The following is a 15,460-nucleotide window of genomic DNA, read 5'->3' as shown; positions in this document are numbered from 1 at the left end:
AAGTATATAAAGGTCATAAGCAGGTTCCTCATAAGGATGGTTTGCATGGAGAGCAGCAAGCACTCCGGTTTCCAGGAAACCTGGAAAAATGACCTCAACCCGGCTTTCTTTTTCCTGGTGGCGGCGACCTATTTCGCCCACAAAGGGTTTTGTACCCGCCCCTGCCTTAAAACTACCTACCCCCTCCAGCCGGAAAGCACATTCACTATAGGCACCGATGGAGCCGGCACCTGCTGAAAACAAGGCCTCACTAAGCATTTCGGCCTGCGCCGTTGGTACAAAACAGACGAGTTTTTTAAGAAGTCCCGGCCGGGGAAGCAGCACAGAACGGTTTTTAAGCCCAAGAACATCCGCCATTTTCCCATTAACACCCGCTATGATATTGTCCAGATTGGTATGAATCGCATATAATGCAATATCCTGCCGGATGGCTGTCACCAGGGCTTTTTCCACATAACCCGAACCGCTGAACTTCTTTAGTCCGGAAAAAACAATGGGATGGTGGGCAACGATCAGATTATGGCCTTTTGCCTTTGCTTCCAATACCACTTCTTCCGTAGCATCCAGTGCAATGGTAATACCAGTACAGTCCCAATCCGGATTGCCGGTAATTAAGCCCGCATTATCATAGGACTCCTGTAAAGCCAGGGGAGCCAGTTTTTCCAATAGTTCCGTAACAGCTGAAATTTTCATCCCTCAAATATACCTCCTCTTCCCCCTCTGCCATACATTCAGATTTATTCACCTAATACCCCCTCTGCATGATTTTTCCTTAGATTGCAGCAGAATTCCTGCCTATGGACCTACTGTCAACTACCTCATCGCTATACGAAACCTATACTAACCGGCTGCAGGAAATTGCCGATATCCGGTATGCTACCGCACTGTTACAATGGGACCAGGAGACCTATATGCCACCCGGAAGCATTGCCACCCGCTCAAGGCAAATTGCTACTCTTTCCGAACTGGCACACGTTAAATTTACCGAACCTGCAACCGGCGAACTAATAGATACCCTGCTTTCCCGGGCCGACCTCACAGCAGAACAACAAGCTAACCTGGTTTTAAGCAGCTATGATTTTGCGCAACAGGGCAAATTACCCGCAGGTTATGTAAGGGAATTAAGCGAAACCATTTCCCACGCTTTTACGCATTGGACGGAAGCCAGGAAAAATAATTCTTTTCCCGTTTTCGCCCCCTGGCTGGAAAAACTGGTAACCCTGAAGAAAAAAGAGGCCGCCCTCCTTGGTTACACCAATCACCCTTACGACGCATTGTTGAATCAGTATGAAAGAGGATGTACCACTCAATTACTTGACCAGCTTTTTGCTAAACTGCAGCCAGCTCTTGGTAAATTGATTGAAACCATTCGGCAAGAACCACAGGTGGACGACGCCATCTTGTTGCAGCCCTACCCCGAAGAACAGCAATGGGCTTTTAGTTTGGAGCTGTTGGAAAAAATGGGCTATGATTTTCAATTTGGCCGGCAAGACAAAGCGGCCCATCCCTTTACCATTAATTTCAGTAGTGATGATGTTCGGATAACGACCAGGGTACGGGAAGATGATATCAGCTATATGACCTGGAGCACCATTCATGAACTGGGGCATGCACTGTATGAATTGGGACTGCCTAAGCAACAATATGGATTACCACTGGGAGAAGCTGCTTCATTAGGCATCCACGAATCGCAAAGCAGGTTATGGGAAAATAATATTGGGCGAAGCCAAAGCTGGTGCGCCTGCTTTTTTCCGGTTCTCCGGGAATATTTTCCAAAACAATTAAACGGGTATAGTTCGGAAGACCTGTTCCGGGCCATTAATAAAGTGCAACCCTCCCTGATTCGGACCGAAGCCGATGAGTTAACCTACCATTTTCATATCATGATCCGGTATGAGGTAGAAAAAGCATTGATCGAAGGAAGCCTGGAAGTAGCCGAAGTGCCCGCTTTCTGGAAAGAACGGTATCGGCATTACCTCGGCGTAACGGTTCCGGATGATGCCAACGGTTGCCTGCAGGATGTGCACTGGAGTCATGGAAGCTTTGGTTATTTCCCCACTTACAGCCTGGGTAGTATCTATGCGGCCCAATTTTATGCCACCCTAAGAAAGCAGGTTCCAAAAATCGAAAAATTTCTACAAGAAGGCGATTTCAGTGTCGTAAAAAACTGGTTATCAGATAATATATATATTCACGGAAGGCGGTATACAAGTGAAGAACTCTGCAAACGAATTACCGGCAAGGGCATAGATCCGGAAGATTTTATGCAATATGCCAGTGCCAAATACCGTTTCATCTATGCATATAAACTGGAGGGTATAACACTATGAAAAAACTGGCCTTGATAAGCATGGCTGTTTGCCTATTGGTGTCTTGTAAAAAAGCCATCGAAGACAAAAAGGAGGAAATTATCCTCAATGCTATCACCAACGGCCAGTGGTACATATATTCGTTCCGGGAAGGTGATATAGACCTTTCCAATTCATTTACTCCTTATACATTTCAGTTTTATCGAGATGGGAAACTAAGCGGTTTTACAACGGATACCGAAGACAAGGGAACATGGGTGGGAAATGTAAATACGCTTTCGATTACCACTAATTTTCCGGATGCAAATGATCCGATCAAAAAGTTAAATGCAGAATGGAAAATTACCAATAATACGTGGGACTATGTAAAAGCAGAAACAACGGTCCAGGGTAAGAAAAATCTGTTGCATCTGAAGAAGAAGTAGAACCATGAAAAATCTGATATCCGTATATATTCCGAATCCCTTTGGAAACAAGTTGCTTTCTGAAAAAACAAAAACCAGCTTGTTGACTCGTAACCTTTTATTTCTTTTTTTGCTACTGGCAACAGGTCGTCTGTTTGCGCAGACCCAGCCTCCTGTTGCTAACTTCTCAGCCAGTGTCACGGAGGGATGTGCCAGTTTAACCGTACGGTTTACGGATTTATCCACCAATTCCCCCACTTCCTGGGCCTGGGATTTTGGAAACGGACAATTATCCAATCAAAAGAACCCAACCGCTACCTATACCACTCCGGGTGTTTATACGGTGCGCCTAACCGTTCAAAATGGCAGAGGCGTAAATGGAACCGTTAAAACCAATTATATAACAGTATTTCCTTCGGCAAGAATTGATTTTTCTGCCAATACCACGGTGTCCTGTATACCTGCTGTAATTCGGTTCCAGAACGGTGTCGTTTTGCAGGGCCCCGGCACTATAACGTCCTATAGATGGGATTTTGGGGATGGTACTACGTCTACCGACGCTAACCCTGTTAAAACCTATACCACACTTGGTTTTTACACCGTAAGCCTAACAATTACCACGGATAACGGATGTACCGTAACGTCCAACAGAACCCGTTTTATCCGGATTATAGGCGGTGTTACACCAAACTTTGATTTTTCCCGCCTGGATGCCTGTAATACCCCCATCGGAATCAATTTTAATAATCAATCCACCGGTCCGGGTGCACTTAATTATACCTGGAGCTTTGGAAATGGGGGAAACTCCACTGACAAAAATCCTTCTACCAGTTATACCGCTACTGGCAACTATACGGTTAAGCTGGTGGTTAACAGTAGTTATGGCTGCGCCGACAGTATTACCAAGGCAATAACCGTAACGGGCAACTCTACCAGTTTTGCTGCGCCGGCCAGTTCTTGCCCGAATAAAGCATTAAACTTTATCAATACCAGTAATCCATTGCCCAATAATTCGGAATGGGATTTTGGCGATGGTACTTTTTCATTTGAGACCAACCCTGTAAAAGTGTTTACGACTCCAGGCACTTATACGGTTCGGTTAACGAATCGCTATGCAGACTGTGAAGGTACCACCACACGTACCATTACCATAACAAACCCACCCGCTGTTGACTTTATTTCCACCGATACCAGTGGTTGTAAAACGCCGCACCAGGTTCGATTCCAAAGCCAGGCCAGCGGTGCCAGTAAATGGTTATGGGATTTTGGTGATGGCAGTACTTCCACGGAACAGAACCCAACGCATACCTATACCAGTTTTGGTGAGTACGATGTGCGTTTAACCATGACTACGGCAGATAGTTGTACCTCTACTATTCAGAAACCTGCCTTTATTAAAATTGCAGCACCGGTATTGCCTGTACTACTTAACAGAAATGCAGGCGGTTGTGTTCCGTACACTTATTCGCCTCAATTGGATCCGGCTACGATTACAGAGATTGCAAGTTACCAATGGGATTTTGGAAACGGGGTTACCAGTACTTCTGCAACGCCCAGTGTTACCTATTCAAGTGTGGGTACTTATACCGTTCGCTTAACCGTTGTAACAAAAGGGGGCTGTACCGAAACCATTACCGTTAACAATGCCATTAAAGTTGGCACCAAACCAGTTGCTGAATTCACGGTAGATAAAACAAATTCCTGTGCAGGCGAACCCTTCCAGTTTAGTTCCAGTTCTACCCCTGCCGATGAATGGAGTTGGGATTTTGGCGACGGAGGAACTTCAACAGCTGAAAATCCTGCTTATAAATACCAGGATACCGGCTACTTTCCCGTTCGCTTGATTGCATATAATAATGGTTGTGCAGATACCGTAGAAAAAGCCAACCTGGTATATGTGATGGCACCAGTGGCCCGTTTTACCCCGCAATATTCCTGTACTAATCCGCTTACGGTACAGTTCCAGGACAACTCCATTCTGGATCCTACACACGGAGCAGCCACCTATTCCTGGAATTTCGGCAACGGGCAAACTTCCAGCCAGGTTAATCCAACCGTAACTTTTGCCGCTTATGGCACCTATCCAATAACCTTAACCATTACAGATCCGGTTTGTACCTATACCCGAACCGTCAATATTCATCTTTTTGAACTCATCAATAATTTTTCCATCAGTAAACCGTCTGTTTGCCGAAATGAATTGTTTACGCTAACAGCAGGTGGTACATCTACCCAATTCATAAGTTCCTATACCTGGGAAATTGAGGGTCAGCCACCTGTAAATGGCGGATCAATCTTTCAAACAAGGGTTCCTGTAAACGGAGTTTTTGATATAACCCTCACGATGGTGGATGTAAATGGCTGTACCATAACCAGAACCATTAATGATATGGTTACGGTAGTGGGTGCTGTTGCTGATTTCTCCGTGGCCAATAATGGTGGCTGTGTGAACAGCGAAGTTACCATTACGGATCAATCCACACCTGCCGGTTCAATAACCAAATGGGATTTCAATTTCGGCGATGGCGAATCCGCCAGTTTCACCGCTACACCGCTGAATCATATTTATCGCAATCCGGGTACCTATGCTATTAAGTTAACCACTACCGATAATATTGGTTGTGTGGATACCATTACCAAAATCGCCGCTGCCAATATCACCAAACCATTTGCGAAATTTGCAGCAGCTAAAACTATTTATTGCCCGGATATAGATCTTCAATTCCGCGATTCCTCTACCGGCAACAATCTTAGCTATGTTTGGGATTTTGGAGATGGCAGTACATCTACCGACCGCAACCCGCTTCATCAGTACACAGGGCCCGATTCTGTTTATACCGTGAAATTATTTGTGCGCGATGCACAGGGTTGTACGGACTCTCTTATCCGGGAGAAATACATCCGTATACTTTCTCCGAAAGCAGCTTTCTCCATGATAGACACTTCTGCTATCTGTCCGCCCTTAGAAACAAAATTCACCTCTCTTGCAGCAGATTACGATTCCTTGTACTGGGAATTCGGAGATGGAAATACCAGCAACCTTCCCAATACCAATAATTTCTTCAATACCTATGGCAGGTATACCGTGAGATTACATGCCATCGGTTATGGAGGATGCAGGGATACCGCTATTGGCACTGTAAACATCTATAATCCGTTCACCGACCTCGTATTCAATTATAATCCTATTGAAGAATGCAACCAGATCACTGTAAACTTCAATGTGGTGCCACCACCCAATACCAAATACTACCTGGTTTTCAATGATGGTAATGCTGATTCATCGCAAGCGCACCAAATCTCACATACTTACCGCTTCCCCAATTTTTACAGACCCTTTGTTCGGCTGATCGACAGTTTGAACTGTGAGGTTGCAGTTGGCAGCCGCCCTACCATCATGGTAAAAGGTGTAATACCTGCTTTCAACACGGATGTACGGGAGTTCTGTGATAACGGAGATGTTAAATTGAGTGATTTCAGTATTGGGAATGACAGTGTAATTGTTCGCCGCTGGGATTTTGGAGACGGATCACCCAATGTTTTTAATGAATTAAATCCTTCGCACCGTTTTACGGAACCCGGCCGCTATGTTATAACCCAGCATGTAACTACAGAAACGGGCTGCGAAAATAGTTTTACCGATACTGTACGAGTTTACCGAACACCTGTACCGGTTATTTCCGGGCCGGATGAAATATGCCTGTTCGAATTACTGGGCCAACAAGGTTCCACCGTAATTCCGGATACCGCTACGATCTGGAGATGGACTTTGGGCAATGGCTTAAATGCGAATACCAAGGATGTAACAATAAGGTATACCAATTCCGGTGTAGCTGTGATGAATCTAACGGCTTCGGTAGCATTCGGTTGCTCTACCACTGTTTCAAAAAACATAACAGTTTGGCCCTTACCTACTATTACCAATGTACCGGAAATTGTTATTCCGTTAGGTTTTGAAACTACCCTTCCGATTACTTATAGTGATAATGTGGTGCAATGGAACTGGACGCCGCCAACTTCTTTGAGTTGTATTGATTGTCCCACGCCGATTGCCAACCCCAAATTCAATACCAACTACAAAGTAACGGTGGTGGATGACAATGGATGCAGAGCCTCCAGCAATATTGTTGTGAGAGTGCTTTGCGAAAACAGGAACTATTTTATTCCGAATACTTTTAGTCCTAATAATGACGGTCAAAATGATGTATTCTACCCGAGAGGAAGAAGTTTGGACCGTATACAGTCGATGCGCATTTTCAACCGTTGGGGCGAATTGGTTTTCGAAAAAAAGAATTTCCCTGCGAATTCCCAGGCAGATGGATGGAATGGCATGATCCGTGGACAACAGGCAGCTTCTGATGCCTATGTTTACATAATTGAAATCATCTGCGATAACGGACAGGTAGTTCCATTAAAAGGTAATGTTACGCTGCTCAGATAATCCTATGAAAAAGATTCAAAACCATATTATTCACCTGTTACTGCTGCTCTTATTGGCAGGAAGCAAAAGCGGCTATTCACAGGATATACATTTCTCGCAGTTTTATGAAGCGCCTTTATTAAGAAACCCTTCCCTCGCAGGAATTTTCACGGGCGATGTAAGAGCACAGATTGTTTACCGTGATCAATGGAACAGTGTTACCAATGCCTTTAAAAGCGGATCGGTAAATGCTGAATATAAAATGCCGGTAGGTGGTGGAGATGATTTTATCACTGCAGGCTTACAGATGCTGTTTGATAAAGCCGGCACAGTTGCGTTAACTACGACACATTTGCTGCCCGCCATAAATTATCATAAATCGCTCAGCAGTGAAAGAAATATGTATCTCTCGGTAGGATTTATGGGAGGTTTGGTGCAACGCAGGCTGGATCGTTCAAAAATCACTACCGACAATCAATATGTAGGAGGCGCCTATAATCCGGCAGTTTCTGATGGTGAAACCTTTATCAATGCCAGTTATAGCAACCTGGATGCCAGTGTAGGCGCAAGTTTTAACAGCAGTTTTGGAGAGGATCAGAAAAACAATATGTTTCTGGGCTTAGCCTACCACCATGTAAACCGCCCAAGGAACTCGTTTTACCGCAACGTAAACGCAGCTCTTTATCCCAAATGGGTAGCCTCCGGAGGTGTAAAATTTGATGTGGGCGACCAGGCATTTTTTAACCTGCAGGCCGATTATTCCAAACAGGGGCCAACCAGTGAAATAGTTGGTGGTGCCATGTATGGTTATAAAATCGGAGATCCGGAAATGCCGGACTATATTGTGCATTTTGGCGCTTTTATGCGAATTCGCGATGCCCTGATACCTGCCATTAAAATTGATTACAATCCCTTTTCCATCGGGCTTAGTTATGATGTGAATGTGTCGCAATTAAAAACTGCCAGTCAGGGAAGAGGAGGTTTTGAACTATCTGTAACGTATATTGGCTTCCTGAACAGAGATAATTCTACCAGGGAGAAAGTTTTCTGTCCCCGTTTTTAATCTGTCCCTCAGTAAAACCGAAATGGTTATCGACTGAAGAAAAAAAATCCCGGCTATTGGCCGGGATTTTAGTTAACCTTTTATAAATACGTTTGTAATTAATCAAAAATTAAACTATATGAGTATTTCTGTTGGGCAGTCCGCACCGAATTTCAGTTTGTATGATTCTGAGAAAAACAAAGTTTCTCTTCAAGATCAGAAGGGCAAAAATGTTGTGTTATTGTTTTTTCCACAGGCTTTTACCGGAGTTTGTACAACTGAGCTCTGTTCTGTACGGGATTCGATCAGTCAATACAATACTACCAACGCGCAGGTATTCGGTATCAGCGTGGATTCCATTTTTACGCTGGCGAAGTTTAAAGAATCAGAGCAACTGAATTTTCCGTTATTAAGTGATTTTAACAAAGAAGTGTCGGCCAGTTATGATTCTCTTATAGAAGACTTTGTATTCGACATGAAAGGTGTCTCCAAAAGATCCGCTTTTGTCATTGATAAAGAAGGGGTTATCCGCTATGCAGAGATTCTTGATAAGGTAACCGATATTCCTGATTTTGCTGCCATCCAGCAAACCCTGGAAAAGCTGCAATAAGCAGAGGTGGGAGAAGCTGGTCGGTGAATTTCGCGGACTGGTTTCTCCTTTCATTCGCAACGATTTTTTGGGCCCTTTATTTTAACGGCCCGCCATTGTATGTTTGAAAAAAATGATTTATTTTGTGCTAGACGCTGAAACCCGAAATCGACTATGAGGATATTTTTTACACTATCCATAAGTCTGCTTTTAACTTGTGCTGGCTATAGCCAGTCGGGTAAACCTGCGTCTGACCGCCCGGTCATTCGATTTTATCCCAACCCAGCGGTTACTCAAATCACCTTTGATTTCCCAAAACTTGTGGAACGAACCTACACGTTTCAGGTATATAATTTTTTAGGCAAAAAAGTTCATGAACAAAAAGACCTGCAGCCTAAAACCACTATTGACCTGAGCGATTATTACCGGGGTATTTATATTTTTCAGCTCCGCGACAAAACCGGAAAAATCATCGAAACCGGCCGTTTCCAGGTAGCAAAATAATCCCTTCTCCCCTTCTGCTTTCCCTAAACCACCTGAACAATCAAAAATTTTAAATAATGTGTATTCTCCTGTCCCCAAACGATTGGATGATCACTGGCCTGTGTCTGGTAAACAACCTGACGTAAAGTGCGTTTTGCATCTTTAGCGGCCATCTGGATAATTTCCAGGAAAAGTTCGGGTTGCACAAGGTTAGTACAGGAAGTGGTAACCAGGAAACCACCTGGTTTAATCAGTTTCATACCACGAAGATTTATTTCCTTGTAGCCCGTGATAGCTTTCTGAAGGTTCTCCCGGCTTTTGGTAAAGGCGGGGGGATCAAGCATAACCACATCGTATTGACGCCCTTCTTTCGCCCAAACCTTTAATACGTCAAAGGCATTGACCGTTTCAAACCGACAGCGGTCGGCATACCCGTTCAGAGCGGCATTTCGATTCGCCTGCTCAACGGCAGAAGGCGAAATATCCAGCCCCAGCACAGATTTTGCCCCATAATGGGCTGCATGTATTTCAAAAGTACCCGTGTAGGTAAATGCGCCTAATACATCTGCATTTTTTACAATATGCTGAATGGCTCTTCTATTGTCCTGCTGGTCGAGAAAATAACCGGTCTTTTGACCATTTTCAATATCCACCAGGAATTTCAGGCCGTTTTCCTGGATGGTAATTTTTGTATCAAAGGGTTCGGATAAAAAGCCTTTTAGCTGGGGTAAGCCTTCAAGTTCCCGGACAGGCACATCGTTTCTTTCATAAATGCCTTTGGGGGCGAAAATTTGCTGCAGGGCTGAAACGATGGCAGGTTTCCAACGATCCATACCCAGGGCCAGGGTTTGGAGTACAAAATAATCATTGAATTTATCAATAATCAATGCAGGCATCCAGTCCGCTTCTCCAAAAATCAGCCGGCAGTTTTCCGTATACCCAATTTTTTGACGGTATTCCCAGGCGGCTTTGATCCGGTTGTAAAAGAACTGATCATCAATGGCTTCCTCCTTTTTACGGGTCAGTAACCGAACCAGGATCTGGGATTTTGGATTGGCATATCCTCTTCCTACAAATTTTTTATCATGGGTAAAGAGGTTCACAATATCTCCCCCCTCCAGTGGTCCTTCTACCAATCCTACTTCATTGGCAAAAATCCAGGGATGGCCGTTTTCTACTCTTCTGCTGATCTTTTTTTTCAGGAATACATTCGTCATAGGCGGCAAAGGTAGGGCGGATTGAGCAGGGTTAGGCCATCGTGTTAACGACAAATTGTCCCGAATTAGAGCAATGGCAAAAAAATTGTCCTTATATCGAGATCAAAAAACAAGGCAAACTAAGCAGGCTAATGGGCGGTTTTCCGCCAATAATGGCAAAAATTGCTAGGTTTGCTGCCAATTTGTACGATATGGAAGAAAAAGATATTAAGCCAACAGACACCGAGATGGACATTAATGCGGACAGTGATGTACCGGGTACAGCCCATCTGAATGAACCTGTAAAGGAGGTAAGTGAACTGGAAAAACTGGAATTGGAATTAGCCGAAATGAAGGATAAATACCTACGGCAGGCAGCAGAATTTGATAATTTCAGGAAGCGGACAGCGAAAGAGCGGCTGGAGCTTATTCAAACCGCCGGCAAGGAGGTCATTGGCCAATTGCTGGAAGTACTGGATGATACGGAAAGAGCTCAGAAGCAGATGGAAAACAGCCAGGATATTGCCGCATTAAAAGAGGGCGCTATGTTGATATTCAATAAACTACGCACTGTGTTAAATGGCCGGGGATTGAAAGCTATGGAAACCATTGGCACGCCCTTCAATCCAGATTTGCATGAAGCAATTACAGAAATACCAGTGCCGGAAATGGCAGGTAAAGTAATTGATGAAGTAGAGAAAGGGTATTACCTGAATGATAAGATTATCCGTTTCGCAAAAGTGGTAGTCGGTAAATAAGCAAGCAAATGTCAGCAAAAAGAGATTATTACGAAATATTGGGTATTGCGAAATCGGCATCAGCGGAGGAGATCAAAAAAGCCTACCGTAAAGTAGCAATGCAATATCACCCCGACAGAAATCCGGGTGATAAAACTGCAGAGGAAAAATTCAAAGAGGCAGCAGAAGCCTATGAGATCCTGAGCGACGCAGATAAGCGGGCCCAGTACGACCGGTATGGGCATGCCGGAGTTGGAAACGGAGCCCGTGGATTTGGCGGCGGTGGCAATATGAATATGGATGATATATTCAGCCAGTTCGGTGACATTTTCGGGGATGATATCTTCGGTTCTTTCTTTGGCGGACAAGCAGGCGGAAGAGGCCGTGGCGGACAGCGAGCCAGGGGTACCCGCGGTAGTAATTTGCGGGTAAAACTGAAATTGAATTTTGAAGAAATCGCCAAAGGAGTAACCAAAAGCATTAAGGTAAAAAAATATGTGGGTTGCAGTACCTGTGCAGGATCAGGGGCTAAGGATAAAAGCAGTATTCAAACCTGCGGTACCTGTGGTGGCTCAGGACAGGTAAGAAAAGTGACCAGCACTTTCCTGGGACAAATGCAAACAGTTACTACCTGTCCAACTTGTAACGGGGAGGGATCCACGATTACAGCCAAATGCGGAAGCTGTAAAGGCGAAGGTCGTGTTTACGGGGAAGAAACCGTAACCATTGATATACCTGCAGGGGTTCAGGAAGGCATGCAGCTCAATGTTTCCGGAAAAGGAAATGCCGGGGAGCGAGGCGGTTCACCAGGAGATCTTATCGTATTAATCGAAGAAGATACCCATAAAGAACTGCATAGGGATGGGCTGAATGTTGCCTATGACCTTTATATTTCTATACCCGATGCCATTTTTGGCGCAAACGTAGAAGTTCCGACTATAGATGGACGGGCAAAAATCAAGATTCCGGCCGGTACCCAAAGCGGAAAAATTTTCCGGTTAAAAGGCAAAGGATTTCCCGCAGTTAATAGCTATGAAAAAGGCGATCAGCTGATTCATGTAAATGTATGGACCCCCCAGCACCTGAACAGCGAAGAAAAATCCATCATGGAAAAATTGCAGCAATCGGATAATTTCCATCCAAAGCCCGACAAGAACGAACGAAGTTTTTTTGATAAAGTCAGAGAAATCTTTTCATAATACAAAGCCGCAGACCAAACATCTGCGGCTTTTTTGCCATATTTCTGCTGAATTACGATTGCTTTCCATTTTTAAACGGTTAACCGATGACGGAATCAGGCTTTAAAAACCTGGAACGAATGATTATTCAGCGCCTCACAAAAGGCCTGGATAAACGATTAACCTACCACAATGTGCAACATACCATCGATGTGCTGAAACAAGCGGAACGGATTGCACGGGAAGAAAAAATTGAAGACGCCGAACAACTGTTATTGCTGAAGATTGCGGCGCTCTACCATGATACGGGTTTCTTAGATACTTATAGCGGACATGAACTCCGTTCCTGTGAAATAATGATGGAGGACCTCCAAAATGGAAGTCTTTCCCCGCAAGCCCTTGAAACCATTAAAGGAATGATAATGGCCACCAGGATCCCCCAATCGCCGGTGGGAATACTGGAGAAAATTATCTGTGATGCTGACCTGGATTACCTCGGTCGGGAAGATTTTCTTCCCATCAGTCAACATCTTATGAAAGAATTCCTGGTGTATGGAATTATAAAAGTTGAAGCAGAATGGGATCCTATTCAAATCGGATTTTTTGAAAAGCATGTATACTTTACCAATAATTCCCGAACCGTCCGACAACCCGTAAAGATGAAGCATCTTGACCAGCTCAAACAAAAGCAGGCAAATCTGAACCTAACTAAAAACAACGACGGGAAATGAAATCCAACCGGTTCTGGTTGAACCTACTGAACATACAAAGAAATGAATGGCCGGTAGTGAAACAGCTATTTTGGTTGCAATTCTTTCAGGGCGCAGGAATTTCCTTCTTTTTTACGGCAGAATTTGCCCGTTTCTTAGAGAAGTTTCCAGTACATGAACTCCCCTGGGTAATGGTGTTATCCGCCTTTTTACTTTGGATAACAGGTTTCGCTTACACTATACTTGAGCACCATATTCCCTTTAAGAAATTCAATGAAGGGATTATTCTCTTTATGGCAGGCACCATGCTTTTATTACGAATAGGCAGTACCGTTATAACCGACAACTGGCTCTATTATGTAAGCCTTGCCTGGTTTTACGTCCTTTATTTATTGAATAACCTGGAGTTTTGGGGCATTGCGTCAAGGTTGTTTAATATCCGGCAGAGCAAACGCTTATTTGGCGTTATCAGTTCCGGAGATATTCCGGCCAAGTTTATCGGGTATACCATGGCTTTGTTATTTGTACCTTATACCGGAACGCTGAACCTGCTTTTTCTCGGTGTAATCAGCATGCTTAGTTCTATGTATATGAACTAATTAAAGAGGATTACCCATGTACGTACAGAGGTAAAATAACTGCCAAAAATATCGGGGAAATAGATATGTATTTTGTGCATGAACCGGATTACCAGAACAAGTTCGCTTTAAGTTTGGATGCCTTGCCTTTGTAGTAGATTTTTTTTGCTTTCTCTACCATCCCGATTAATTCCTGCTGCAGTAAATTATCTGTTTTGGCAATCGGCTGAATAATGGTAAGCACGTCTTGCAGGTTAGCTGGTTTAACAAACCGGGATTCTTTCAGAACCGAACCAAAAAGAGAAATGCCGGCAGCCATCCGATAAGTATCCGGCAATGTCTGAAAAGAATGAATATGGCTGTCTTTTATCAGCTTTGACATTTTATGCTGTACAGAATCCTTGGGCAGTTTATAACTCAATTCAATAGTGGCCAGTGAAGCGGAGGAATCATATTTTTCTACAGGTGTCAGTTCAAAAATTGCCATTAGGGTATGGCCGGTTCCAACTTCTCCCCCTTCAAGCATGCCTTCCCCTTCTGCAGATAATGCACTGAATTTGTTATCGAAGCCTATTAACCGGTAATTTTTTACATTCTCCGGGAAAAAGCTGACATGCAGCAATGCATCGTCTGCTACAGAATACATGGTTTGGGTCAACTCTTTTACCAACACCTTTTCTGCTTCCTTTTCATTATCGAGATAGGCAAAATTTCCATTCCCTTTTTTTGCCAGTACTTCCAGTTTGGAATCTTTATAATTACCCATTCCTACGCCCAGGCAGGTAAGATAGATCCCTTTCTGTCGTTGGGTTACAATCATCCGTTCCAGCGCTTCCTCGGAAGTTTGACCAACATTAAAATCGCCATCAGTGGCCAGCACAACCCGGTTGTTACCATTTGGTATATAGGTGCTTTCCGCCAGTTTATAGGCAGCAAGGATCCCTGATTCACCAGCCGTGGAGCCACCCGGACTTAATTCCTCGATAGACTTGTGTATTTTTTCCTTATCTCCTCCGGATGTGGGCTGTAACCATACCCCCACTGTACCACCATATACTACAATGGAGATAGTATCAATGGGGCGAAGATTATCCACCATTAATTTAAACGCACTTTTAAGCAAAGGCAGCCGGTTGGGCATATCCATGGAGCCGGATACATCAATCAGAAAAACCAGGTTACTGGGAGGTATCTGTGTGAAATCCAGTTTTTTAGCACTGATTTTCACATAAAAGAGCTGGTTAGCCGGGCGCCAGGGGCATTCAGATAAGTTGGTACTGATATGAAAATCTTCGCCGGGCGCAGGAGTTTCATGTTCCAGCGTAAAATAATTAAGCATTTCCTCAATTCGCACCGCATCGGGCGGAACGGTACTGCCCATGTTCAGAAAACGTCGGATATTACTATAGGACGCTTTATCGGTATTTACGGCGAAATCAATGGTAGGAAATTTGCCCGCATCCATATAATCGTTCTCGCGCAGGCTGCTGTAAGTTTCTCCACCTACAGAAAAGCGGGCAAGATCAGCTGGCTTCAGGTCGCGGGTGATCGACATCAGCCGCTTTTCCGGCTGGGATGCTTTTTTTACCAATAAAGGCAGCACAAAATTATTCTCTTTCGTACTTTTTATCAGGAAAGTGCAAACCTTATAGCCATCCAATTGCAGCGTAACTGAATCCTCGACTTTTGCAGACGTGATCCCAAACCCACCCGAAGCCCCCGAATAGTACAGGTAGCCTGTGGAATGCAGGGTCATTTTTACATTCGGAAGCAATTTCTGGGTTTCATCCCGAATTTCGCCTCGAAAATAATAC

General features: G+C 44.1%; 13 protein-coding genes. 10 read left to right on the top strand and 3 right to left on the bottom strand.

Translation table 11 applies throughout. From position 1 onward, the window contains the following. On the bottom strand, positions 1-693 hold a 693-nt coding region (locus A1D16_RS02960), incomplete at its 3' end, for a YqfO family protein (RefSeq protein ID WP_290707663.1). Positions 694-797: 104 nt separating this feature from the next. Here A1D16_RS02960 and A1D16_RS02955 point away from each other — a divergent pair. The 6 genes from A1D16_RS02955 to A1D16_RS02930 all read left to right on the top strand — a co-directional run bounded on the left by A1D16_RS02955 (position 798) and on the right by A1D16_RS02930 (position 9,268). Next, positions 798-2,330 (top strand): carboxypeptidase M32, encoded by a 1,533-nt coding sequence (locus A1D16_RS02955; RefSeq protein ID WP_290707660.1) that lies wholly within the window; start codon positions 798-800, stop codon positions 2,328-2,330. Beyond that, positions 2,327-2,734, top strand: a complete 408-nt coding sequence (locus tag A1D16_RS02950; RefSeq protein ID WP_290707657.1) for a hypothetical protein — start codon at positions 2,327-2,329, stop codon at positions 2,732-2,734. The genes A1D16_RS02955 and A1D16_RS02950 overlap by 4 nt, the downstream gene beginning before the upstream one ends. A gap of 4 nt (positions 2,735-2,738) precedes the next feature. After that, positions 2,739-7,154 (top strand): PKD domain-containing protein, encoded by a 4,416-nt coding sequence (locus A1D16_RS02945; RefSeq protein ID WP_290707655.1) that lies wholly within the window; start codon positions 2,739-2,741, stop codon positions 7,152-7,154. Positions 7,155-7,158: 4 nt separating this feature from the next. Further along, the gene (locus A1D16_RS02940) at positions 7,159-8,196 is read left to right on the top strand and encodes a PorP/SprF family type IX secretion system membrane protein (protein ID WP_290707653.1); all 1,038 of its coding nucleotides are present in this window, start codon (positions 7,159-7,161) and stop codon (positions 8,194-8,196) included. A gap of 118 nt (positions 8,197-8,314) precedes the next feature. Continuing rightward, on the top strand, positions 8,315-8,785 hold the full coding sequence (locus A1D16_RS02935; RefSeq protein WP_290707651.1) for a redoxin domain-containing protein: 471 nt from the start codon (positions 8,315-8,317) through the stop codon (positions 8,783-8,785). 153 nt (positions 8,786-8,938) lie between these two features. Then, positions 8,939-9,268 (top strand): T9SS type A sorting domain-containing protein, encoded by a 330-nt coding sequence (locus A1D16_RS02930; RefSeq protein WP_290707649.1) that lies wholly within the window; start codon positions 8,939-8,941, stop codon positions 9,266-9,268. A gap of 23 nt (positions 9,269-9,291) precedes the next feature. On the opposite strand, the gene A1D16_RS02925 is transcribed toward A1D16_RS02930, so the two are convergent. Beyond that, positions 9,292-10,464: a class I SAM-dependent rRNA methyltransferase gene (locus tag A1D16_RS02925; RefSeq protein WP_290707647.1), complete on the bottom strand. Its 1,173-nt coding sequence runs from the start codon at positions 10,462-10,464 to the stop codon at positions 9,292-9,294. Positions 10,465-10,616: 152 nt separating this feature from the next. On the opposite strand from A1D16_RS02925, the gene A1D16_RS02920 reads away from it, so the two are divergent. The 4 genes from A1D16_RS02920 to A1D16_RS02905 all read left to right on the top strand — a co-directional run bounded on the left by A1D16_RS02920 (position 10,617) and on the right by A1D16_RS02905 (position 13,667). Beyond that, positions 10,617-11,201 carry a nucleotide exchange factor GrpE gene (locus A1D16_RS02920; RefSeq protein WP_290707645.1) on the top strand — a complete coding sequence of 195 codons (585 nt, stop codon included), beginning with the start codon at positions 10,617-10,619 and terminating at the stop codon, positions 11,199-11,201. An 8-nt stretch (positions 11,202-11,209) separates the two neighbouring features. After that, positions 11,210-12,379, top strand: a complete 1,170-nt coding sequence (dnaJ, locus tag A1D16_RS02915) for a molecular chaperone DnaJ (protein WP_290707643.1) — start codon at positions 11,210-11,212, stop codon at positions 12,377-12,379. 86 nt (positions 12,380-12,465) lie between these two features. After that, positions 12,466-13,089 carry an HD domain-containing protein gene (locus A1D16_RS02910; RefSeq protein ID WP_290707641.1) on the top strand — a complete coding sequence of 208 codons (624 nt, stop codon included), beginning with the start codon at positions 12,466-12,468 and terminating at the stop codon, positions 13,087-13,089. Between the two features lie 56 nt (positions 13,090-13,145). Beyond that, the gene (locus tag A1D16_RS02905) at positions 13,146-13,667 is read left to right on the top strand and encodes a hypothetical protein (protein ID WP_290707639.1); all 522 of its coding nucleotides are present in this window, start codon (positions 13,146-13,148) and stop codon (positions 13,665-13,667) included. A gap of 88 nt (positions 13,668-13,755) precedes the next feature. Here A1D16_RS02905 and A1D16_RS02900 read toward each other — a convergent pair whose 3' ends face one another. Then, on the bottom strand, positions 13,756-15,420 hold the full coding sequence (locus A1D16_RS02900) for a VWA domain-containing protein (protein WP_290707636.1): 1,665 nt from the start codon (positions 15,418-15,420) through the stop codon (positions 13,756-13,758). Positions 15,421-15,460 lie beyond the last annotated feature (40 nt).

Origin of the sequence: Flavihumibacter sp. CACIAM 22H1, from assembly GCF_001601815.1 — a bacterium.
Lineage (GTDB): Bacteria > Bacteroidota > Bacteroidia > Chitinophagales > Chitinophagaceae > Flavihumibacter.
Note: the sequence above shows the minus strand (reverse complement) of the source record. Positions and strands in the feature narration are given on the sequence as shown.

What these genes read in the sequence shown, in the direction of transcription:
- A1D16_RS02955 (WP_290707660.1), top strand. Translation starts at nt 798, where the DNA reads ATGGACCTACTGTCAACTACCTCATCGCTATACGAAACCTATACTAAC.
- A1D16_RS02950 (WP_290707657.1), top strand. Translation starts at nt 2,327, where the DNA reads ATGAAAAAACTGGCCTTGATAAGCATGGCTGTTTGCCTATTGGTGTCT.
- A1D16_RS02945 (WP_290707655.1), top strand. Translation starts at nt 2,739, where the DNA reads ATGAAAAATCTGATATCCGTATATATTCCGAATCCCTTTGGAAACAAG.
- A1D16_RS02940 (WP_290707653.1), top strand. Translation starts at nt 7,159, where the DNA reads ATGAAAAAGATTCAAAACCATATTATTCACCTGTTACTGCTGCTCTTA.
- A1D16_RS02935 (WP_290707651.1), top strand. Translation starts at nt 8,315, where the DNA reads ATGAGTATTTCTGTTGGGCAGTCCGCACCGAATTTCAGTTTGTATGAT.
- A1D16_RS02930 (WP_290707649.1), top strand. Translation starts at nt 8,939, where the DNA reads ATGAGGATATTTTTTACACTATCCATAAGTCTGCTTTTAACTTGTGCT.
- A1D16_RS02925 (WP_290707647.1), bottom strand. Translation starts at nt 10,464, where the DNA reads ATGACGAATGTATTCCTGAAAAAAAAGATCAGCAGAAGAGTAGAAAAC.
- A1D16_RS02920 (WP_290707645.1), top strand. Translation starts at nt 10,617, where the DNA reads ATGGCAAAAATTGCTAGGTTTGCTGCCAATTTGTACGATATGGAAGAA.
- dnaJ (WP_290707643.1), top strand. Translation starts at nt 11,210, where the DNA reads ATGTCAGCAAAAAGAGATTATTACGAAATATTGGGTATTGCGAAATCG.
- A1D16_RS02910 (WP_290707641.1), top strand. Translation starts at nt 12,466, where the DNA reads ATGACGGAATCAGGCTTTAAAAACCTGGAACGAATGATTATTCAGCGC.